The following is a 19933-nucleotide window of genomic DNA, read 5'->3' as shown; positions in this document are numbered from 1 at the left end:
GTACTGGCTCACGCGAGGACCGGCTCAGACGATGCTGAAGCCCTCGGGCAGCTGACCACGACCGGTGAGAGCGAACAGGACGTCCCGGCCCTTGCCCTTGGCCACGGCGATGCGTGCCGCCATCGCGGCAGAGTCGGACACCGCCTTCTCGGGCAGCTGATGCGACAGCCCGGTGGCAAGGCACAGGTCCATGGTGTGCACCACCAGTTCGAAGATGCGGGTGCGCAGGTACTGGTCCAGCGTGATGCCCATGCCGCCGATGGAGACCAGGCGCCCGGGAGGCTGCTCCGCGATCAGCGCGTCGGTGCGGTCGTGCAGGTCGACAAGCTGAGCGACGGGGTCGTCGCCGAGCCACTCGCCCGCCTCGACACCGCGAGCCGCGACCGACGCATGGTCGGTGTACTGCTCGAATACGGTCGTGTAATAGGTCTCGGCATCCGGAATCGACACCACTCCCGGTTCGTCGGCGTGAAGGTAGTTCTCTACCGTCAACATGGCCCGCGCCGTATGGCCGACCAACCCGCGAACATCCCATACACCCAGGCCGGCCGCCTGCCACTGGTCGGGCGCGATCGAGCCCACCACGGAGATAAAAGCGCTGCCGGACTGGCTGAACAACTGTGCTTCACCCATGGCTCCATCGTCGCATCTATTCGAGGAGGCATTTGACGCTTCCTCCGCTCCCCACGAGCGGTCACCAATCCCTCGACATGGACTTGCTATCCGCAGGTCCTGAGGTGTTCACGTGCGATTCACGGACGGGCTGCACGATGTGCCGATGACCGCCGTGCGTCCCGACCTGTCGCCTCTCGACGGTCGCTACATCCGCCTCGAACCGCTGACCGAAGCGTTGCTTCCCGAGCTGTGGCGCGTGATCGGTCAGCCGAGCGTCTTCGCCGGCGGATTCGGCGGCGGCGCGGCGGGATTGCGCGATACCGAACCCGGCTTCGTCGACTGGGCGCGCAGCTACTTTCCCTGGCAGCGCGGCAACGTCTACGCCGTCTTCGTGCAGGGCGGACCGTACGACTCCCACCTGGTCGGCACCACCTCGCTCAGTGACTTCGACCTCGCCAACGAGCACAGCCATCTCGGCTGGACCGCCTTTGACCCGCGCGTCTGGGGCACTCAGGTGAACGCCGAGGCGAAACAGCTGCTGCTGCGGCTCGCGTACACGCATGGCTTCGGACGCGTGAAAATCCAAGCGGATGCCGCAAACCTGCGCTCCCGCGCGGCGATCGAACGCCTCGGAGCCCGCTTCGAGGGCATCCACCGTCGCGACCGCAAGCGGCCCGACGGCAGCTGGCGCGACACCGCGGTGTACTCGATCCTGACCGACGAGTGGCCCGAGGTGGCCGCGTCGTTGGAGCAGCGCCTGGAGCGGTTCGGCGCGCAGCCGGTGCTGTTCCGGGCGGGCGGGCTCGAGGCATCCGCTTAGGGGGCTCGCCTCGACTCCGCACTCTGGCAGGCGAGCGTCGATGTTTGGCGGAGAACTGTCGCTGGCTACCGATAGCGTCGACACGTGAAGTCATCGTCGAACCTCTCCATCGGCCTGCAGTTCCTCGGAATGGGGCTGATTTGGGGTGCCAGCTTCCTGTTCATGAAGGTGGCGCTCGAGGGTGTCAGCTACGGGCAGGTGGCGTGGTCGCGAGAGGTTCTGGGCGCCCTGGCGCTCGCCGTGGTGATGCTGCTGTCGCGGCAGCGCCTCCCGCGCGACCGCACGCTGTGGCTGCACTTCACCGTGCTCGGCGTGACGAACTGCGTGCTACCGCACCTGCTGTTCGCGTGGGGTGAGCAGTACGTGTCGTCCGGGCTCGCCAGCATCTACAACGCGGTGACGCCGATCATGACCGCGCTCGTGGTGACCCTGGGCTTCCGGGTCGAGAGCTTGTCGCGACGCCAGATCGGCGGCATCCTGATCGGCATCTTCGGGGTGCTGATGATCATCGGCCCCTGGCAGCACACGGCGCTGACCGGTGAGCTGTGGGGACAGCTGGCCTGCCTCGGCGCCACCGCCTGCTACGGCTTCAGCTTCGGCTACAACCGCAAGTTCGTGGCGAAGCACAAGGTTCCCGGAACCACCCAGGCCTTCATGAACATCGGCATGGCCGCCGTGGTCATGCTGCTGCTCACCCCCGTGCTGGCTTGGCAGCCGGTCGTGCTTGACTGGCGAGTCGTCGGCAGCCTCGTACTGCTGGGCGCCCTCGGCACTGGCATCGCCTACGTCTGGTTCTACAACGTGCTCGAGGCCTGGGGACCCACCAGCACGTCGACGGTCACCTACGTCACCCCGGTCGTCGGAGTGGCCCTCGGCGCCGTGCTGCTCGGCGAGACCTTCAGCTGGCACGAGCCCGTCGGCGCGGTGCTCGTGCTGCTCGGCATCCTGCTGACCCAGCGCAAACCGCGGGCCAGGGTGCCAGAGCCGGCGGCCATCGAGCGCGCCTAAGCCCGGCAGCCGACCGCACCTGCCGGCAGCCGACCACGCCCGGCGGCTGGTGCTGTCGGACCCGACACCACCGGTCAATTAGGCTCGACCCATGGCATTGGAAGAGCGCGCGCCCCTCGATGAACTGGCCAGGATCCGCAAGAGCATCGACAATATCGATGCGGCGCTCATTCACATGCTGGCCGAACGGTTCCGCTTCACCCAGCAGGTCGGCCTGCTGAAGGCGCGCCATCACCTGCCGCCGTCCGACCCCGATCGTGAGCGCCTTCAGATCGCGCGGCTGCGGGCGCTCGCCGAGGAGGCGCAGCTCGACCCCGCGTTCGCCGAGAAGTGGTTCAACTTCGTGGTGGCCGAGGTCATCCACCACCACGAGCAAATCGCGGCCAACGGCGAGAGCGAGTAACCCCGCGGGGGCTAGAACCCGAAGCTGACCACCGGCGGCACGCTGCCGGCGAGCATCCGCTCCAGCACGAACAGCTCGTGCGGAACCACCGGCGTCGGCAGCGCGTCCAGTGGGAACCAGCGCAGATCGGCGGCCTTGGTCTCCTGCAGCACCGGCTCACCGCCCCATACCCGGCATTCGAAGAAGAAGTCGACCCGCTCGTCGATCAGCTGGTGGCCGTCGTGGGTGCGGTGCATGGCGGTCAGCGGCACCAGATCGGCGGATGCCACGGAGATCCCGAGCTCCTCGGCCGCCTCCCGGCGGGCGGCGTCGAACACCGACTCGTTATGCTCCACGTGGCCGGCCGCCCCGGCCGCCCAGTATTCGTCGAAGTAGCCGGTGTCGCGCCGCAGCTGCAGCAGAACCTCATCGCCGCGCCGCAGGAACAGGTACGCGGCAGGCACCACCTGAAAGCGCTCAACCATGCGACATCCGCTCTAAATATGGGTTGAGGTCTGGGCTTTGGTTCTTCACCGGCTCGATGAAGGACCAAAGCCCAGACCTCACGGTCAACTACTGGCCGACGACGGCGCCGAACGCGGCGGCCAGCGGCGCGCGGTGCGTGGCGCGCAGCTCGTCGACGGTCAGCGTGAACTCGTCCTGGATCTCGAGCGAGGCGGATGCCGCGTCGGTGACGCCGATTCGCAGCACGGGGTAGCCGCGGCCCTCGCACAGCCCGCGGAACTTCACGTCGTCCTCGCGGGGCACCGACACGATGACGCGGCCGGTGGACTCGCTGAACAGCGCGGTCGCGGCGTCCACTCCGTCGCGCTCCATGATCTCGGTCAGCCAGACGCGGGCGCCGACGCCGAAGCGCATCACGCTCTCGGCGAGGGCCTGGCCGAGGCCGCCGTCGGCGAGGTCGTGCGCGGAGCCGATGAGCGATTCGCGGGCGCCGGCCGAGATCAGTTCGGCCAGATCCTTCTCGCGGGACAGGTCGACGGCCGGCGGGCGTCCGCCGAGGTGGTCGTGGATGACGCCGGCCCAGGCCGAGCCGTCCAGCTCGAGCGCGGTGGTGCCGAGCAGGTAGATGTTGTCGCCCTCGTCCTGCCAGCCGGACGGGATGCGGCGGGCCACGTCGTCGATCACGCCGAGCACGCCGACCACCGGGGTCGGGAAGATCGGCACGTCGCCGGTCTGGTTGTAGAACGACACGTTGCCGCCGGTGACGGGGATCTCAAGCTCGAGGCATCCGTCGGCCAGTCCGTCGACGGTCTCGCTGAACTGCCACATCACCTCGGGGTTCTCGGGAGAGCCGAAGTTCAGGCAGTCCGACACGGCGACCGGGGTGGCGCCGGTGACGGCGACGTTGCGGTACGCCTCGGCGAGGGCCAGCTTGGCGCCCTGGCGCGGGTCGAGCTGGCAGTAGCGGCCGTTGGCGTCGGTGGCGACGGCGAAACCGAGGCCCGACTCCTCGTCGACGCGAACCATGCCGCCGTCGTCGGGGAAGCTGAGCGCGGTGTTGCCGAGCACGTACTTGTCGTACTGGTTGGTGACCCAGCTCTTGTCGCCGAGGTTCGCCGAGCCGAGCAGGCGCAGGAACTGGTCCCGCAGCTCGTCCGAACTGGTCGGCCGGGGCAGCCCGGCGGCCGAAGACGCCTGCAGCGCGTCAAGCCAGGTCGGGTAGGCGACCGGACGGTCGTAGACCGGGCCGTCGACGGCCACGGTGCGCGGCTCGACGTTGACGATCTCTTCGCCGTGCCAGTCGATGATCAGCCGGCCGGTGTCGGTCACTTCGCCGAGCACCGAGGTCTCGACATCCCACTTGGCGACGACCGCGAGGAAGGCGTCCAGCTTCTCCGGGCGGACGATGGCCATCATCCGCTCCTGGCTCTCGGACATCAGAATCTCTTCGGCGGTGAGCGACGGGTCGCGCAGCAACACCTTGTCGAGCTCGATGAACATGCCGCCGTCGCCATTGGAGGCGAGTTCGGATGTCGCGCAGCTGATGCCGGCGGCGCCGAGGTCCTGAATGCCCTCCACCAGCTCCTGCTGGAACAGCTCGAGGCAGCACTCGATGAGCACCTTCTCGGCGAACGGGTCGCCGACCTGCACCGCGGGGCGCTTGGTCGGTCCGCCGTCGGCGAAGGTGTCGGAGGCGAGGATGGATGCCCCGCCGATGCCGTCGCCGCCGGTGCGGGCACCGAACAGCACGACCTTGTTGCCCGGGCCGCGGGCGTTCGCCAGGTGCAGGTCTTCGTGCCGCAGCACGCCGACCGCGAGCGCGTTGACCAGTGGGTTGCCCTGGTAGATCGGGTCGAAGTAGGTCTCGCCGCCGATGTTCGGCAGGCCGAGGCAGTTGCCGTAGAAGCTGATGCCCGAGACCACGCCGTGCGCCACACGGGCGGTGTCGGGGTGGTCGATGGCGCCGAAGCGCAGCGCGTCCATCACGGCGACCGGGCGGGCGCCCATCGAGATGATGTCGCGCACGATGCCGCCGACGCCGGTCGCGGCGCCCTGGAACGGCTCGATGTAGCTGGGGTGGTTGTGGCTCTCGATCTTGAAGGTGACGGCCCAGCCCTCACCGACATCCACGACGCCGGCGTTCTCGCCCATGCCGACCATGAGGTTCTTCTTCATGGCGGGCGTGACCTTCTTGCCGAACTCACGCAGGTACTTCTTCGAGCTCTTGTATGAGCAGTGCTCGCTCCACATCACCGAGTACATCGCCAGCTCACCCGAGGTGGGACGGCGGCCGAGGATCTCGCGGATCTTCAGATACTCGTCTTCCTTGAGGCCGAGCGCGCCGTATGGCTGCTCTTTCTCGGGGGTGACGGCGGCGTTCTGAACGGTGTCAGCGACAGCGCGGGAAGGGGAGGTGGATGTGTCGGTCACGAGTGGCGAACTCCAAGAGAAAAGCGGATGCCGGACTGCCCAAGTCTACCGGCGGCCCACCTGCAAGATGCCCCAGCGCTCGTGGATGCCATACTCGGCGCATGGCCACTCACAGCGCAGAGGTTGACGCCTGGTTCGAGTCCTACTCCAATCCGCAGCGGGAGCTCGTCATGGCGGTTCGGGATGCGGTGCTCGACGCCGATGATCGGGTGAGCGAGGTGATCAAGTGGCAGGCGCCGACCTTCGTGTACCGCGGCAACATCGCCTCGTTCTACCCGAAGTCGACCAAGCACGTCAGCCTGATGTTCCACAGGGGAGCGTCGCTGCCCGACCCCGACGGGTTGCTGGAGGGCGAGGGCGACGTGTCCCGGGTCGCGAAGTTCCTCGATGCTGACGACCTCGAGCGCAAGCGGGGGTCGCTGCAGGGTCTGATCCGCGCGTGGATCGCCGCGCAGGACGCCTGAGGTGCCTGAGGCGCCTGCACTCGCCAGCGACGTGAGCGTCGAAAGTCCGCGACATCCGCTCGACCGGAAAGAATGGCAGACATGAGCTCAGCCCTGCTTGCCCTGACCGAGATGCCGTCGCCGCAGTACGTGATGTCCGCCGACGGACGCCGGATCGCGACCTACCTGTGGGGCGAGGAAGATGCCCCGGTAGTGATGTGCGTGCACGGGTTCGCCTCGAGCAGCCGAGACAACTGGGCGAACACAGGCTGGGTGCGGGATCTGACGCGGGCCGGGTTCCGGGTGCTCGCGGTCGACCAGCGCGGCCACGGCGCGAGCGACAAACCGCATGAAGCGACCGCCTACGGCATGGACACGCTCGTGAACGACCTGGTGACCGTGCTCGACACCTACATGCTCGACACCGTGCACTACGCCGGGTATTCGCTCGGCGGGCGCGTCGGCTGGCAGCTCGCCGTGCTTCTTCCGCACCGCATCGACCGGGCGGTGCTCGGCGGCATCCCCGACGGCCGTCCGCTGGCGAGGCTGCAGCTCGATCAGGCACGTGCCTACGCCGAACACGGCACCCCGGTCGAGGATCAGGTCACGCTCAACTACTGCACGGTCGCCGAGCGCGTCGCCGGCAACGACCTGCGGGCGCTGATCGCGCTCGCCGAAGGAATGCGGTTCGCCGACTCTGACCCCGATCCGGCAAGCCCGCCGCAGCAGCAGATCCTGTTCGCGACCGGCAGCGAAGACGCGATCCTCGCGCAATCGCGCCGACTCGCGGATGCCGCACCCCACGGCTCCTTCGTCGAACTACCCGACCGGCATCACTTCAACGCGCCGGGGTCGCGGGTGTTCCGGGAATCGGCGGTGGAGTTCTTCACCGCCGGGCGTTAGGCGCTCTCGAGCTCGGCGATCACGATCTTCTTCTGCTGCATGAACACCTGCATCTGTTCGGGCCGACGGATCAGCTCGCCCATGTTCGCCGGGATGATCTGCCAGCTCAGCCCGAACTGGTCCTTGCACCAGCCGCACTGCTCGGATTCGGGCACGTGCGACAGCTTCGACCAGTAGTAGTCGATCTCGTCCTGGTCCTTGCAGGACACGATGAAGGAGACCGCCTCGGAGAGCGTGAAGATCGGTCCGCCGTCGAGGCAGACGAAGTCCACCCCGTTCAAGGTGAACTGCCCGTTGATCACCTTGCCCGACATCCCGACGAAGTGTTCGTCGAGCGACTCGTCGGGATACTCGTCGATTGAGATGATTCGCGAGTTCGGGAACACATCAACGTAGTACGTCATCGCCTCGCGAGCCTGGTTGTCAAACCACAGGCAAGGCTGGATCGGTGAGAGCTCGGCCATCGAAAGACTCCTTGTTCGACCAATGCGTCGCAGCCCACGCTAAGCCCGAACTGGAAAACCGTCGAGGGGTTGCCTCCGTTACGCGCCCCACTCGCTGGGCGGGCCAGCGACCAGCATGCCCGCGACCACGCCGACGACAGCGACCACGAACACGGTGCCGAGCAGGATCGGCCGGCGCAGCATCCAGCGCACCAGACCGTCGATGACGGAGCGGTCGCGCGGGTCGTCGGATTTCTCGATGCGCCAGCTGCCCTCAAGGCGACCGGTGCGCTCCAGCCAGCGGTCGAACGGGACGGTGGCGTAGGGAACGATCGCGGTGGCGACCGCGCCCGCGATCAGCGGGAAGCCCCAGCGCTGGTTGATCCCCACCAGCACCGCGGTCGCCGCGTAGGCGATGAACACGAAGCCGTGCGCGAGCCCGGCGGCGAAGCTGAACGGGGTGTCGATGCCGGCCGCATACTTCAACAGCATGCCGACGATCAGCAGCTTCCAGGTGACCGCTTCCGCGATCGCCAGCGTGCGGTAGAACAGCCGCGGGGTGAGTCGGGTGCGCGGGGTGGTCAGGCTCACGCCGACAGCAGTGAGTTCTGGATGACGCTCACGAACATGGCCAGCCCGTCGGTGCCGGAGGACATCGCCTCGGGCGTGTTCGGGCCGAAGCCCTCCTCGACGGCGTGCTCGGGGTGCGGCATCAGGCCGACCACGTTGCCGCGCTCGTTCCGGATGCCGGCGATGTCGTTCAGCGACCCGTTCGGGTTCACGTCGAGGTAGCGGAAGACGACCTGACCCTCACCCTCGATGCGGGCCAGCGTCTCGGCATCCGCAATGAAGCCACCCTCGCCGTTCTTCAACGGGATGGTGATCTCTTGACCCTCGCTGTAGGCGGTGGTGAACGCGGTGGAGGTGTTCTCCACCCGCAGTTTCTGGTCGCGGCAGATGAATGAGCCGTGGTCGTTGCGCACCAGGCCGCCGGGCAGCAGGTGTGACTCGACCAGGATCTGGAAGCCGTTGCAGATGCCCAGCACGGGCATGCCGGCGTTCGCGGCGCTGACCACCTCGGCCATGATCGGCGAGTGGGCGGCGATGGCTCCGCAGCGCAGGTAGTCGCCGTAGCTGAACCCGCCGGGCAGCACGATCGCGTCGACGCCCTGCAGGTCGTGGTTGCCGTGCCAGAGGGGCACGGCGTCGCCGCCGGCCAGGCGCACCGCGCGCTGGGCGTCGCGGTCGTCGAGGGAGCCGGGGAAGGTGATGACGCCGACGCGCATTACGCGGCCGCGTCCTCGAGCACGCTGATCGAGACGACATCCTCGATCACAGAGTTGGAGAGCATGTCGTCGGCCAGCTGCTGAACCTCGGCCAGCACGGCATCCGTCACCTCGCTGTCCACGGTGATTTCGAAACGCTTGCCGATGCGCACACCGGTGAACTGGGTCTTGCCCTGACGGGCGAGCGAGCCGGCGACGGCCTTGCCCGCGGGGTCAAGCAGTTCTGCCTTGGGCATGACTTCTACGACGATGGTGGGCACGCATTACTCCCGAGTGAGTCGTCTGATGGGGGATCGCCTCAGTCTACCCGGCCAGTAGTTCGGCAGATGCTGTGCGCCGGGTCAGCCACTCCCGCATGATGCGGTTGAACAGCTCGGGATCCTCCGCGTTCCAGGCATGGTGCATCTTCGGCACGATGTGGGTTGTCGCGGCGGTGCTGCGTGAGGTGAAGTCGGGGAAGGAGCGGGCGACGCTCGGGTCGTCCTTCTCCCCGGCGAGCACGAGCAGCGGCACGGTGCTGCCGACCAGCCCGGACAGCTGTTCCGTGACGCCGCTGTAGGTTTCGGCCATCATGCGGCGCGCGCTTGGCCGGTCGATGCCGAGGCCCGTCTCGATGAAGATGTCGAGCACGTCGTCCGGCATCCGGTACGCCTTCGCCAGGGTCTTCCAGTAACCGCGGCTGCCCCACATGCGCAACTGAAACATGCCCGCCCAGTTGGCAAAGCCGTGCACGCCGCCAAGCGGTGCGCCGGTGAGCATCGCCGAGCGGACGAGTTCCGGATGTCGCGCGACAAGCACAGTCCCGACGAGGGCGCCGAGCGACAACCCGACCACATGGGCGGTGCCGCCATTCGCCCGCTCGCGGATGATCGCGGCGAGCTGGTCGGCGGTATCGGCGAGCGATTCCCAGCGCTCACCGTTCGATGCGCCGAACCCGGGAAGGTCGGGCACGATCGTGTGGAAGTCGGGCAGCGCGTCAACCTGCGCCTCCCACATCCAGCCGGCGACGTTTCCGCCGTGAATGAAGAGCACGGACTCGGCCGCCTGCGTGTTCTGTTCGGTGACGTGCATGGTCATGGTGCGGTCTCCAGTGTCGGTGTGGTGATCGGTGCGGCCGCCAGGGTGGCCGTCAGCTCGTCGAGCCAGTCGAGTTCGGATTGGGTGTGCGCGATGCCGTTATCGAGAGTGGCCAGCCGAAGACGGGCGGCGAGGTCGGATGTCGCGGACTCCTGCTGCTGCAAGGCGCGGAGTGCGGCGAGCTGGGCCGCGGCGGCGGCGCGGCGCTCGTCGAGCAGGGCGCTGACGCGGTCGGCGCCCATCCGCCCGGCGAAGAACAGCCGGGCGAGGAACGGTTCGCGGGTGGGCTGCTGCTCCAGCGGGGAGCGCAGCCAGTCGTCGAGAGCCGCCCGACCCTGCTCGGTGATGCTGTGCACGTTGCGATTGGGCTTGCTGCTCTGTTCGACCACCGAAACGCTGGCGAGACCCCCGTCGACCAAGCCGGAAAGGGTGCGATAGATCTGCGACTGGTCGGCGCTCCAAAAGTGGGCGACGGTCGCGTCGAAGTTCTTCTTCAGGTCGTAGCCGGTCATCGGCGCAAGGTCGAGGAGTCCGAGGATGGCGTGTTTCATACTCACGTCCCATATTAGACACTACACATATAGGACAGCGCAAGTATTCACGAGCTTTTGGCCGTGGCCTCTTTACCCGCCTGGGTTGCGCATGCCCGCATTCTGCCACCTGAGGTCTGCCGTTTGGTCGTTGCTGGCGCCCGGGAAGGGCCGATTGCCAGACTTCAGCCCGCTATCGGTGGCGACGGCTCTGGTGAACGGTGGTTGAACGGTTGCTTCTGACAGTTGTTTTGAACGGCTAAAAACAACTAGGGTAGAGGAATGATCGCGCCCAGCCTCGAAGTGCTCACCCAGAGCATCCGGGGTGCCGGGCTCAAGGTGACCGCCCCGCGGCTCGCCGTGATGCAGGCGCTGGAGCGATCCCCGCACGCTGCCGCGGAGCAACTGTTCGCGGCCGTGCACGAGGAGCTTCCGAACACCTCGCTGCAGGCGGTCTACGGCGTGCTCGGCGCGCTCGCCGATGCCGGGCTGATCCGCCGCATCCAGCCCGCCGGCTCGCCCGCGCTGTACGAACGCCGCGTCGACGACAACCACCATCACCTCATCTGCAGCGGCTGCGGCGCGGTGCAGGATGTCGACTGCGTGGTCGGTGCGGCGCCCTGCCTCACCCCGTCGGATGCCGCCGGCTTCACCGTGCACGCGGCAGAGGTCACCTTCTGGGGACTGTGCGCCGACTGCCAGGCTGCCGCGTCCGCGACATCCGCTCGCCCCTAAATCTTTCCCTTCCATCCCTACGAGACCATCCCCACCGAGAAACAAGGAGATCAATGTCTGAGAACACCACCACCCAGACCGGAAGCCCGGTTGCCAGCGACGAGCACTCGCTGACCGTTGGCGCCGACGGCGTCACCGCGCTGCACGACCGCTACCTGGTTGAGAAGCTCGCCCAGTTCAACCGCGAGCGGATCCCGGAGCGCATCGTGCACGCCAAGGGCGGCGGAGCGTTCGGTGAGTTCGTGGTGACTGAGGATGTCTCGCAGTACACTCGCGCGGCCGTCTTCCAGCCCGGCGCGAAGACCGAGACGCTGCAGCGCTTCTCCAGCGTCGCCGGCGAGCAGGGCAGCCCCGACACCTGGCGCGACGTGCGCGGTTTCTCGGTGAAGTTCTACACCACCGAGGGCAACTACGACATCGTCGGCAACAACACCCCGGTGTTCTTCATTCGCGACGCGATCAAGTTCCCCGACTTCATCCACTCGCAGAAGCGTCTGCCCGGCTCCGGCCTGCGCGACGCCGACATGCAGTGGGACTTCTGGAGCCTCTCGCCCGAGTCGGCACACCAGGTCACCTACCTGATGGGCGACCGCGGCATCCCACTGTCCTGGCGTGAGATGCCCGGCTTCGGCTCGCACACCTACCAGTGGATCAACGCCGCCGGTGAGCGCTTCTGGGTGAAGTACCACTTCACCTCGAACCAGGGCAACGTCGAGATCGGCGGCTCCGAGGCTGAGATCATCGCCGGCGCGGACGCCGACCACTACCGTCGCGACCTCTACGAGGCCATCGAGGCCGGCAACTTCCCGTCGTGGGACGTGCACGTGCAGGTCATGCCGTACGAGGACGCGAAGAGCTACCGGTTCAACCCGTTTGACCTCACCAAGGTGTGGCCGCACGCGGACTACCCGCTGATCAAGGTCGGCACGCACACCCTGAACCGCAACCCGCAGAACTTCTTCGCCGAGATCGAGCAGGCCGCCTTCAGCCCGGCGAACCTGGTTCCCGGCATCGACGTCAGCCCCGACAAGATGCTGATGGCGCGCGTGTTCTCGTACCCGGACGCCCAGCGCTACCGTGTCGGCACGAACTACAACCAGATTCCGGTGAACGCTCCGCACGCCGCATCCGTGCACAGCTACACCCAGGATGGCGCCCAGCGTCACGCCTACAACGCGCCCGATGTCCCGGTGTACGCGCCGAACTCGAAGGGCGGCCCGGTGGCTGACGCCGCTGCAGCCGGAATGGGCAGCTGGGAGAGCGACGGTGCGCTCATCCGCGCCGCGGCTACCCTGCACGCCGAGGATGACGACTTCGGCCAGGCCGGCACGCTCTACCGCGAGGTGTATGACGACGCCGCCAAGGAGCGCTTCCTCGAGACCATCACTGGCGCGGTCGGTGGTGTGAAGAGCCCCGAGATCAAGGAGCGCGCGATCCAGTACTGGACCAACGTCGACGCCACCCTCGGCGCCAAGCTCCGTGAGAACCTGGCGACCGCCGGTGAGACCGCGAACGAGTCGGCCGAATACGTGGGTGTCGGGGAGTAGTTCCCGTCAGCTGAAGGTGCGAAACGGCCGGTCCCCTCGGGGGCCGGCCGTTTTGGCGTGCGGTGAGGTTTGGGTTGGGTGGGCCGCTATCTGCGGGTGAGGTCTGGCGTTTGGTTCTTCGAGCGCCCGGTTAAGGGCCGAAAGGCGTACCTCAGCGGGCGTGGATCGGCACACACGGCAAACGCCCGGCTCCTCGCGGGAGCCGGGCGTTCCTGTCGTCGAGCGGGTTACACCTCGGCGGTCACGCGCACCAGGTTCGCCCACGGGTCGTTGAAGCGCACCTCGGTGCCCGTGTTGATCACCTCGACCTTGCGCGATGAGAGCCGCTCGCTGAGCGCGCCGAGTTCCTCCGCGGTCGGAACCTTGATTGACACCTCGCCGAGTCCGAGCGCGGGCGTGCGGGCGCCGGCTCCGGAGCTCTCCCAGGTGTTCATGCCGAGGTGGTGGTGGTAACCGCCAGCGCTTACGAACAGCGCCTGGGTGCCGTACTCGATGGTGGTTTCGAAACCGACCGTGTCGACGTAGAACTCCTTGGCGGTGCGGATGTCGCCGACCTTGAGGTGCACGTGGCCTACTCCGGCGTCCCCGTTACCGGTGTCGGTCATGCCGGCCTCGGTGATGTTCTCCTGCAGGAAGCGGTTGGGGTCGAGGTACTCCGTGCCCATGTGGATGGAGCCGTTGTTCCACTTCCAGCTTGCCGGGTCGGTGTCCCAGTACAGCTCGACGCCGTTGCCCTCGGGGTCGTTGAAGTAGAAGGCCTCGCTGACGTAATGGTTGGAGCTGCCGGTGAAGGTGTTCGGGAACTTGCGGGCCACAGAGTAGACGGATGCCGCGAGATCGGGCTTCTCGGCGAACAGGAATGCCGTGTGATACAGGCCCGCGGAGCCCTGCGGCGCATGCTTCAGTTCGGGCGTGAGCTGCAGGATCAGCGACGGCCGGCCGGGTCGGCCGAGTACCGCGGTGTCACCTTCCTGGGACAGCAGGTCGAGGCCCACTCCCTGGGTGTAGTACCCGATCATGCGGTCCAGGTTGCCGACCTTGAGGGTTACCGCACCCATCCCGGTGCCGGCGGACAGAATGTCCTGCTGTGCTGCGCTCATTTCACCACTTCCTTGAATGTTCAACTATTCTCGCACAATTGAACCGCGCGCGCACTCCGAGCATTCCCGCGATCGTGCTCGCTGGGGCGTCTGCCCGGGTCTGAGCGGGGCTAGAGCGCCTTCGCGTAACAGACCGACAGCTCGGAATCCACGTACGCCCCGAAGTTCGGGATGCGGGTGTACCCCTCGCGCTCGTAGAAACGCATCGCGTCGGGCTGCAGTGTTCCGGTTTCGAGCACCAGCTTGGTGAGCCCGCTCTCGCGGCCGAACGCCTCGATCGCCTCGAGCACGGCCACCGAGATGCCGGTTCCGCGGTGCGCGGGCGTGACATACATCCGCTTGATTTCGGCTTCGTCGTCGCTGAGCAGGCGAAGGCCTCCGCAGCCGGCAGGCATGCCGTCTTCGTAGGCCACGAAGAACGCGGTGACGTCTGCTGCCGAGGGCGCGACGCCCGGTTCGGAGTCGTGGGTGCCGTAGCGGGCGGCCAGTTCCGCCTTCTGGGCGGCCCGCAGCATGGTGCTGTCGGCGTGCTCAAACGGTACTTCGCGGACTTCAGGCACCTCAGGCTCCAGTCAGTCGGTTGATGAGTTCGCGATATCGGCTTGCGGTCTGCTCGACGATCTCGGGAGGTAACACCGGCGGGTCGCCGACGCGGTCCCAGTGTGCCAGTAGCCAGTTACGAACAATCTGCTTGTCGAAACTGGCGGTGCGATCCCCGCTGTTGTAGAGCTCGGCGTCCCAGTATCGGCTGGAGTCGGAGGTCAGTACCTCGTCGCCGAGCGTGATCACGCCGTTCTCGTCTGAACCGAACTCGAACTTGGTATCGGCCAGGATCACGCCGCAGCTTTCCGCAATGTCGGATGCCCGGTGGAAGATCTGCAGAGACAGGTCACGAAGGGAGGTTGCCGCCTCGGCACCCACCAACTGAACAGTGCGCTCAAAGGTGATGTTCTCGTCGTGCTCGCCCATGGGGGCCTTCCACGCCGGTGTGTAGATCGGCTCGGGGAGGCGGTCGCCGTCGCGCAGGCCGCTCGGCAGGGCGACGCCGCAGACGCTCTGCGACTGCTGGTACTCAACCCAGCCGCTGCCGGAGAGGTAGCCGCGCACGACGCACTCGACGGGGAACATATCCAGCGTCTTCACCAGCATGGCGCGGCCGGCCACGGCCGCCGGGATGTCGCCATCCACCAGGTGGTTCGGCACCTCGCTCAGCTGGGCGAACCACCACATGCTGAGCTCGGTGAGGAGTTTCCCTTTGCCGGGGATGCCGGGCTCGAGCACGTGATCGAAGGCGCTGACGCGGTCGCTGGCGACCACCAGCATCCGGTCGGACGAGCCGTCGGCCGGGGTGTAGAGATCCCGCACCTTGCCGGAGTAGGTGTGCGCCCAGCCGGGGACTTGTTCGGTCGGCGACTGCGCGGTCATCGGGCGACCCGCGCGGCGATGTCGGTGCGGAACTGGCCGCCCTCGAGCGAGATCTTCTGCAGCTCCCGGTAGACGGTGGCGCGGGCTTCCGCGAAGTCGGGGGCGGTGGCCACGACCGTGAGCACACGCCCGCCGGTGGCGACGAAGTGTCCGTCGGCGGCGTGGGCGGTGGCGGCGTGAGCCACGGTTACTCCCTCGAGCCGGTCGAGGCCGGTGATCGCGCGCCCGGTGATCGGTTCCTCGGGGTAGCCCTCGCTGGCGAGCACCACACCCACCGCGACATCCGTTGTGAACTCCGGTCTGGGCTGTTCTGACAGGCGGCCGGTGGCGGCGGCGTAAAGCAGGCCGCTCAGCGGGGTGAGCAGGCGCGGCAGCACCACCTGGGTCTCGGGGTCGCCGAAGCGGGCATTGAACTCGATCACGCGGATGCCGTCGGCGGTGATGATCAGGCCGCAGTAGAGCAGGCCGATGAACGGCGTCTGCTCCTGGGCGAGCTGCCGCACGGTGGGCAGTGCCACCCTGTCGATCACCTCGTCGACGAAGCCGTCAGGCAGCCAGGGCAGCGGCGAGTATGCGCCCATGCCGCCGGTGTTCGGTCCGGCGTCGTCGTCGCCGAGCCGCTTGTAGTCCTGGGCGGGGCTGAGCGGCAGCACGGTGTGCCCGTCGCTGAGCAGGAACAGGGAGACTTCCTGTCCGTCGAGGAACTCCTCGACCAGCACGCTGCCCTGCTGCAGGTAGTGCCGGGCGTGCTCAAGGGCGGCGTCCCGGTCGCTGGTGACGATCACGCCCTTGCCGGCGGCGAGCCCGTCGGCCTTCACCACGTATGGGGCGCCGAACTCGTCGAGCAGCGCGATCGCATCCTCGATGGTGCCGGCGCGGTCGGCGCGGCCGGTGGGCACGCCCGCCGTCTCCATGATGTACTTCGCGAAGGTCTTGGAGCCCTCCAGCTGCGCGGCGGCCTTGCCCGGGCCGAACACGGCGATGCCGCGCTGGCGCAGTTCGTCGGCGACGCCGGCCACGAGCGGGGCCTCCGGTCCGATGATGACCAGCTCGATGTCGTTCTCGATCGAGTACTCCGCGACCACGGCGCCGTTGGTGGGGTCGAGCGCCACCACGGCGACATCCGCGGCGATGCCGGCGTTGCCGGGTGCCGCGGTGATCTCATGGCCGACGTTCTCACTGAGCAGAGCAGTGACGATGGCGTGCTCGCGGGCACCGGATCCGAGGACGAGAATTCTCACCTTGTCAGCGTACCCGGCGGCTCACCCGTCAACCGTGGCAGGTAGCGTTGAAGCATGGGCAAGGCAAAGATCGTTGCCATCGTCGGCGAGGCGGCGGTGCGCAAGGAGTTGAGTGGCGACACCGACCGGGAGGCTACTGCGTTGGCGGTGCGCTACCTCCTGCAGCTGCTGGCCGAGCGGGCACCGGGAAACACCGTCGAGGTGCGCGTGCCGCCCTTCGGTGCGGTGCAGGCGATCGAAGGGCCACGGCACACCCGCGGTACTCCGCCGAACGTGATCGAGACGGATGCCGCCACCTGGGTGGCTCTCGCCACCGGTTCGCTGTCCTGGGACGACGCGCTGGCGGCCGACCGGGTGAGCGCGTCGGGCTCGCGCGCCGACCTGGCCGGGCAGTTGCCCGTGTTGCGGGTGGCCGCGGCCTGAGCGACATCCGTCTGACCGACATTCGCCTCCCGACATCCGCCCACACTCACGTGCGCGACAATGGAGGCATGAACGACGACCGCGAGGGAACCACCGACACTGCGAAGGTGCGCGTTCGGCGCGCGCCGAAGATCCCGGTGTTCCTCATCGCCGGCGGAGGGCTCGGCGCCGTCGTCACTTTCATCGTGACCGCGCTGTACCCCACCGACCCGAACATCGGCTTCGGCACCTTGTTCGGCTACTTCCTGATCTTCGGCATCCCCGCCGGCGTCGTGGTCGGCGCCGTGGTGGCACTGCTGCTCGACCGGCGCGCCAGCAAGCACGCCCAGGCGGTCGACGCCGAGCGCATCCACGTGGACGCCGTGCCGGAAGAGGTCGAGGGCGAGATCGAGCAGTAGCTCGACCCAGCCCGCGACCACCGGCTAAGACAGCTGGTTCGCCTCGACCCAAGCTAGGTATTCCGGGGTGACCGTGCCGGTCACGTAGTCGCCGGTGAAGCAGCTCATCTCGAGCGACGTGACCGACGACCCCTCGATGATCGCCGACTCCATGTCGGCGACCTCCTGGTAGATCATGCGGTCGGCGCCGAGCAGGGTGGCGATCTCGGGGATCTTGCGGCCGTGCGCGACCAGCTCCTGCCGCGACGGCATGTTGATGCCGTACACGTGCGGGAAGCGCACCGGCGGGGCTGCCGAGGTGAAGGTGACGTTGTTCGCGCCGGCGGCGCGCGCCATCTCCACGATCTGCTTTGAGGTGGTGCCGCGCACGATCGAGTCGTCCACGATCAGGATGTTCTTGCCCTTGAACTCCGAGCTCATTGCGTTCAACTTCTGTCGCACCGAACGGGAGCGCTCCGCCTGGCCGGGCATGATGAAGGTGCGGCCGACGTAGCGGTTCTTGTAGAAGCCCTCGCGGTATTCGATGCCGAGCTTCTGGGCCACCTGCATGGCGGCGGGGCGTGACGAGTCCGGGATCGGCATCACCACGTCGATGTCCCCGAGCGGCGCGTGGGTGGCGATGGTGTCGGCCAGCCGGTCGCCGAGGCGCAGCCGCGCGTCGTAAACCGAGATGCCGTTCATGATCGAGTCGGGCCGGGCCAGGTAGACGTATTCGAACGAGCAGGGGATCAGTCGGGGGTTGGCCGCGCACTGGCGGGACTCCATCCGGCCGTCGCGGCTGATGAACACGGCCTCGCCGGGCGCGACATCGCGGACGATCTCGTATCCGCCGGCCTCGAGCACCAGCGATTCGCTGGCGACGACCCACTCGTCCGGTTCGCCCTCGACGTGCCGCACGCCGAGGATCAGCGGGCGGATGCCGAACGGGTCGCGGAACGCCAGCAGCCCGTGCCCGGCGATCAGCGCGATGGCCGCGTAGGAGCCTTCGACCCGCTGGTGCACCCGGGAGACGGCGTTGAAGATCTGGTCGGGGTCGAGGTCGAGCCCCGAGACCTCCTGCTGCAGTTCGTGCGCGAGCACGTTGACCAGCAGCTCGGTGTCCGACGACGTATTCAGGTGCCGGCGGTCGATGGTGAACAGCTCGCGGGTCAGTTCCCGGGTGTTGGTCAGGTTGCCGTTGTGGATCAGCGTGATGCCGTACGGCGCGTTCACATAGAACGGCTGGGCTTCTTCTTCGGCGGATGCGATCCCACGGGTGGCGTAACGCACGTGCCCGATGCCCATGTTGCCGAGCAGGCTGCGCATGTCACGGGTGCGGTACGCCTCGCGCACCTGACCCTTGGCCTTCTGCATATGCAGGATGTTGCCCTCCGCGGTCGCGATTCCGGTGGAATCCTGACCGCGGTGTTGGAGCAGCGCAAGGCTGTCGTAGACGAGTTGATTGACGGGGTGTGATGAGACGATGCCCACGATGCCGCACATGCGGAACGCGCTCCAGACCATAGAGTTGTAATTGCCGAAGACAGTCTTTCACGCCGCAGAACGGAACAACGCATGGCCAACAAGTACCAAGAGGCTGGGGTCGACACGGCTGCCGGCGATCTCGCCGTGGAACTGATGAAGTCGGCGGTCGCGAAGACCCACAATTCCAGTGTTCTGGGCGGCGTCGGCGGGTTCGCCGGGCTCTATGACGTGAGTTTCCTGACAAAATTCGATCGGCCGCTGCTTGCGACGTCCACGGATGGCGTGGGCACCAAGGTGGCCATCGCGCAGGCGCTCGACAAGCACGACACCATCGGGCAAGACCTGGTGGGCATGGTGGTTGACGACATCATCGTGGTCGGCGCCAAGCCGCTATTCATGACCGACTACATCGCTTGCGGCAAGGTGGTTCCCGAGCGCATCGCGGCCATCGTGCGCGGCATCGCCGAGGCTTGCTCGGCCACCGGCACCGCGCTGGTCGGCGGCGAGACCGCCGAACACCCCGGACTGCTCGGCCCAGACGACTACGACGTGGCGGGAGCCGCGGTGGGTGTCGTCGAAGCCGACGCCATGCTCGGCGCCGAGAAGGTTCGTCACGGCGACGTCGTGATCGCGATGGAATCCAGCGGCCTGCACAGCAACGGATACTCCCTGGTGCGGCACCTGCTCGCCGGCCGTGACCTTGGCTACAGCGACCACTCCGACGACCTCGGCGGCGTGATCGGCGAGGTACTGCTCGAGCCGACCCGCCTGTACACCGGCCCGCTGGTGGGCGTGCTCGAGGAGCTGCCCGGCGCGATCCACTCGCTCAGTCATGTGACCGGCGGCGGCATCGCCGCGAACCTGGCCCGCGTGCTGCCGATCGGCTCTTGGGTTGAGGTCGACCGCTCCACCTGGTCGCCGGCGCCCGTGTTCCGCGTGCTCGCCGACTGGGGCTCGATGAGCCTGGAAGAAACCGAAAGCACCTGGAATCTCGGCATCGGCATGTTCGCAGTGGTATCAGCGGATGCTGCCACCTCCGTTGTGCGCGCGCTCGAGGCTCGCGGTATCCGTTCCTGGGTGGCGGGTCGCGTCAGCACGGAGAAGCGCGACTTCACCGGCTTCGAGCAGGGCGCCAAGGGCGTCGACGGCGGTGCGGTGCGCCTGGTGTCGGCCTACGCGGCCTGACGCCCCGCCGGTA

General features: G+C 67.4%; 24 protein-coding genes. 10 read left to right on the top strand and 14 right to left on the bottom strand.

What is annotated here, in order from left to right; genetic code table 11:
* Positions 1-24: 24 nt before the first annotated feature.
* Positions 25-633: a maleylpyruvate isomerase family mycothiol-dependent enzyme gene (locus HCT51_RS17210; protein ID WP_166880377.1), complete on the bottom strand. Its 609-nt coding sequence runs from the start codon at positions 631-633 to the stop codon at positions 25-27.
* A 112-nt stretch (positions 634-745) separates the two neighbouring features.
* Between HCT51_RS17210 and HCT51_RS17205 the strand changes: the two genes are divergently transcribed.
* The 3 genes from HCT51_RS17205 to HCT51_RS17195 all read left to right on the top strand — a co-directional run bounded on the left by HCT51_RS17205 (position 746) and on the right by HCT51_RS17195 (position 2846).
* Positions 746-1435, top strand: a complete 690-nt coding sequence (locus tag HCT51_RS17205) for a GNAT family N-acetyltransferase (RefSeq protein ID WP_370626860.1) — start codon at positions 746-748, stop codon at positions 1433-1435.
* A gap of 84 nt (positions 1436-1519) precedes the next feature.
* Entirely contained in the window at positions 1520-2443 is a 924-nt protein-coding gene (locus tag HCT51_RS17200) for a DMT family transporter (RefSeq protein WP_370626859.1), read from the top strand.
* A 91-nt stretch (positions 2444-2534) separates the two neighbouring features.
* Positions 2535-2846: a chorismate mutase gene (locus HCT51_RS17195; RefSeq protein ID WP_166880375.1), complete on the top strand. Its 312-nt coding sequence runs from the start codon at positions 2535-2537 to the stop codon at positions 2844-2846.
* A gap of 11 nt (positions 2847-2857) precedes the next feature.
* Here the strand turns inward: HCT51_RS17195 and HCT51_RS17190 are convergent, their stop codons facing one another.
* Both HCT51_RS17190 and purL read right to left on the bottom strand, forming a co-directional pair.
* Positions 2858-3310, bottom strand: coding sequence for an NUDIX domain-containing protein (locus HCT51_RS17190; RefSeq protein ID WP_166880373.1), 453 nt, complete (start codon positions 3308-3310; stop codon positions 2858-2860).
* A gap of 88 nt (positions 3311-3398) precedes the next feature.
* A complete protein-coding gene (purL, locus tag HCT51_RS17185; RefSeq protein ID WP_166880371.1) occupies positions 3399-5720 on the bottom strand; it encodes a phosphoribosylformylglycinamidine synthase subunit PurL in 2322 nt (773 codons plus the stop codon).
* Positions 5721-5821: 101 nt separating this feature from the next.
* On the opposite strand from purL, the gene HCT51_RS17180 reads away from it, so the two are divergent.
* Together HCT51_RS17180 and HCT51_RS17175 are read left to right on the top strand one after the other, a co-directional pair.
* Positions 5822-6184 carry a DUF1801 domain-containing protein gene (locus HCT51_RS17180; RefSeq protein ID WP_166880369.1) on the top strand — a complete coding sequence of 121 codons (363 nt, stop codon included), beginning with the start codon at positions 5822-5824 and terminating at the stop codon, positions 6182-6184.
* Between the two features lie 81 nt (positions 6185-6265).
* Positions 6266-7066, top strand: a complete 801-nt coding sequence (locus HCT51_RS17175) for an alpha/beta fold hydrolase (protein WP_166880367.1) — start codon at positions 6266-6268, stop codon at positions 7064-7066.
* Here HCT51_RS17175 and HCT51_RS17170 read toward each other — a convergent pair.
* The 6 genes from HCT51_RS17170 to HCT51_RS17145 form a co-directional block, all read right to left on the bottom strand.
* Positions 7063-7530, bottom strand: coding sequence for a VOC family protein (locus HCT51_RS17170; RefSeq protein WP_166880364.1), 468 nt, complete (start codon positions 7528-7530; stop codon positions 7063-7065). The two genes, HCT51_RS17175 and HCT51_RS17170, sit on opposite strands and share 4 nt — an antisense overlap.
* Positions 7531-7608: 78 nt before the next feature.
* The gene (locus HCT51_RS17165; protein WP_224760566.1) at positions 7609-8100 is read right to left on the bottom strand and encodes a DUF3817 domain-containing protein; all 492 of its coding nucleotides are present in this window, start codon (positions 8098-8100) and stop codon (positions 7609-7611) included.
* Positions 8097-8795, bottom strand: a complete 699-nt coding sequence (gene purQ / locus HCT51_RS17160) for a phosphoribosylformylglycinamidine synthase subunit PurQ (protein WP_166880361.1) — start codon at positions 8793-8795, stop codon at positions 8097-8099. The genes HCT51_RS17165 and purQ overlap by 4 nt, the downstream gene beginning before the upstream one ends.
* Positions 8795-9055 carry a phosphoribosylformylglycinamidine synthase subunit PurS gene (purS, locus tag HCT51_RS17155; RefSeq protein WP_166880359.1) on the bottom strand — a complete coding sequence of 87 codons (261 nt, stop codon included), beginning with the start codon at positions 9053-9055 and terminating at the stop codon, positions 8795-8797. The genes purQ and purS overlap by 1 nt, the downstream gene beginning before the upstream one ends.
* A gap of 43 nt (positions 9056-9098) precedes the next feature.
* Complete coding sequence (locus tag HCT51_RS17150; protein ID WP_166880356.1) at positions 9099-9872, bottom strand: alpha/beta fold hydrolase; 774 nt, start codon at positions 9870-9872, stop codon at positions 9099-9101.
* Positions 9869-10423, bottom strand: coding sequence for a PadR family transcriptional regulator (locus HCT51_RS17145; protein ID WP_370626971.1), 555 nt, complete (start codon positions 10421-10423; stop codon positions 9869-9871). The genes HCT51_RS17150 and HCT51_RS17145 overlap by 4 nt, the downstream gene beginning before the upstream one ends.
* Positions 10424-10684: 261 nt before the next feature.
* Between HCT51_RS17145 and HCT51_RS17140 the strand changes: the two genes are divergently transcribed.
* Positions 10685-11137 (top strand): Fur family transcriptional regulator, encoded by a 453-nt coding sequence (locus tag HCT51_RS17140; protein ID WP_166880352.1) that lies wholly within the window; start codon positions 10685-10687, stop codon positions 11135-11137.
* 53 nt (positions 11138-11190) lie between these two features.
* Positions 11191-12684, top strand: coding sequence for a catalase (locus HCT51_RS17135; protein ID WP_166880350.1), 1494 nt, complete (start codon positions 11191-11193; stop codon positions 12682-12684).
* A 227-nt stretch (positions 12685-12911) separates the two neighbouring features.
* Here the strand turns inward: HCT51_RS17135 and HCT51_RS17130 are convergent, their stop codons facing one another.
* From HCT51_RS17130 to purD, 4 genes are all read right to left on the bottom strand, one after another.
* Entirely contained in the window at positions 12912-13784 is an 873-nt protein-coding gene (locus HCT51_RS17130; protein ID WP_166880347.1) for a VOC family protein, read from the bottom strand.
* A 110-nt stretch (positions 13785-13894) separates the two neighbouring features.
* Entirely contained in the window at positions 13895-14344 is a 450-nt protein-coding gene (locus HCT51_RS17125) for a GNAT family N-acetyltransferase (protein WP_224760565.1), read from the bottom strand.
* 1 nt (position 14345) lies between these two features.
* A complete protein-coding gene (locus HCT51_RS17120) occupies positions 14346-15209 on the bottom strand; it encodes a phosphoribosylaminoimidazolesuccinocarboxamide synthase (protein ID WP_166880344.1) in 864 nt (287 codons plus the stop codon).
* Positions 15206-16450: a phosphoribosylamine--glycine ligase gene (purD, locus tag HCT51_RS17115; protein WP_166880342.1), complete on the bottom strand. Its 1245-nt coding sequence runs from the start codon at positions 16448-16450 to the stop codon at positions 15206-15208. Before purD ends, HCT51_RS17120 begins: the two co-directional genes overlap by 4 nt.
* 54 nt (positions 16451-16504) lie before the next feature.
* On the opposite strand from purD, the gene HCT51_RS17110 reads away from it, so the two are divergent.
* Complete coding sequence (locus HCT51_RS17110) at positions 16505-16873, top strand: sterol carrier family protein (protein ID WP_166880339.1); 369 nt, start codon at positions 16505-16507, stop codon at positions 16871-16873.
* A gap of 68 nt (positions 16874-16941) precedes the next feature.
* Positions 16942-17271 (top strand): hypothetical protein, encoded by a 330-nt coding sequence (locus HCT51_RS17105; RefSeq protein ID WP_166880338.1) that lies wholly within the window; start codon positions 16942-16944, stop codon positions 17269-17271.
* Between the two features lie 24 nt (positions 17272-17295).
* On the opposite strand, the gene purF is transcribed toward HCT51_RS17105, so the two are convergent.
* Positions 17296-18753: an amidophosphoribosyltransferase gene (purF, locus tag HCT51_RS17100; protein WP_166880468.1), complete on the bottom strand. Its 1458-nt coding sequence runs from the start codon at positions 18751-18753 to the stop codon at positions 17296-17298.
* A gap of 72 nt (positions 18754-18825) precedes the next feature.
* Between purF and purM the strand changes: the two genes are divergently transcribed.
* The gene (gene purM, locus HCT51_RS17095) at positions 18826-19920 is read left to right on the top strand and encodes a phosphoribosylformylglycinamidine cyclo-ligase (protein WP_166880336.1); all 1095 of its coding nucleotides are present in this window, start codon (positions 18826-18828) and stop codon (positions 19918-19920) included.
* The last annotated feature ends 13 nt before the right edge of the window (positions 19921-19933 follow it).

This window comes from Salinibacterium sp. ZJ450, assembly GCF_011751885.2.
In the GTDB taxonomy this organism is placed as follows: Bacteria; Actinomycetota; Actinomycetes; order Actinomycetales; family Microbacteriaceae; genus Ruicaihuangia.
This window is presented reverse-complemented; position numbering and strand designations above follow the sequence as displayed.

Bases quoted from the DNA above. Each gene is read 5' to 3' on its own strand.
- HCT51_RS17210 (WP_166880377.1), bottom strand. From the start codon at position 633: ATGGGTGAAGCACAGTTGTTCAGCCAGTCCGGCAGCGCTTTTATCTCC.
- HCT51_RS17195 (WP_166880375.1), top strand. From the start codon at position 2,535: ATGGCATTGGAAGAGCGCGCGCCCCTCGATGAACTGGCCAGGATCCGC.
- HCT51_RS17190 (WP_166880373.1), bottom strand. From the start codon at position 3,310: ATGGTTGAGCGCTTTCAGGTGGTGCCTGCCGCGTACCTGTTCCTGCGG.
- HCT51_RS17180 (WP_166880369.1), top strand. From the start codon at position 5,822: ATGGCCACTCACAGCGCAGAGGTTGACGCCTGGTTCGAGTCCTACTCC.
- HCT51_RS17175 (WP_166880367.1), top strand. From the start codon at position 6,266: ATGAGCTCAGCCCTGCTTGCCCTGACCGAGATGCCGTCGCCGCAGTAC.
- HCT51_RS17170 (WP_166880364.1), bottom strand. From the start codon at position 7,530: ATGGCCGAGCTCTCACCGATCCAGCCTTGCCTGTGGTTTGACAACCAG.
- purQ (WP_166880361.1), bottom strand. From the start codon at position 8,795: ATGCGCGTCGGCGTCATCACCTTCCCCGGCTCCCTCGACGACCGCGAC.
- HCT51_RS17150 (WP_166880356.1), bottom strand. From the start codon at position 9,872: ATGACCATGCACGTCACCGAACAGAACACGCAGGCGGCCGAGTCCGTG.
- HCT51_RS17145 (WP_370626971.1), bottom strand. From the start codon at position 10,423: ATGAAACACGCCATCCTCGGACTCCTCGACCTTGCGCCGATGACCGGC.
- HCT51_RS17140 (WP_166880352.1), top strand. From the start codon at position 10,685: ATGATCGCGCCCAGCCTCGAAGTGCTCACCCAGAGCATCCGGGGTGCC.
- HCT51_RS17135 (WP_166880350.1), top strand. From the start codon at position 11,191: ATGTCTGAGAACACCACCACCCAGACCGGAAGCCCGGTTGCCAGCGAC.
- HCT51_RS17130 (WP_166880347.1), bottom strand. From the start codon at position 13,784: ATGAGCGCAGCACAGCAGGACATTCTGTCCGCCGGCACCGGGATGGGT.
- HCT51_RS17120 (WP_166880344.1), bottom strand. From the start codon at position 15,209: ATGACCGCGCAGTCGCCGACCGAACAAGTCCCCGGCTGGGCGCACACC.
- HCT51_RS17110 (WP_166880339.1), top strand. From the start codon at position 16,505: ATGGGCAAGGCAAAGATCGTTGCCATCGTCGGCGAGGCGGCGGTGCGC.
- HCT51_RS17105 (WP_166880338.1), top strand. From the start codon at position 16,942: ATGAACGACGACCGCGAGGGAACCACCGACACTGCGAAGGTGCGCGTT.
- purF (WP_166880468.1), bottom strand. From the start codon at position 18,753: ATGTGCGGCATCGTGGGCATCGTCTCATCACACCCCGTCAATCAACTC.
- purM (WP_166880336.1), top strand. From the start codon at position 18,826: ATGGCCAACAAGTACCAAGAGGCTGGGGTCGACACGGCTGCCGGCGAT.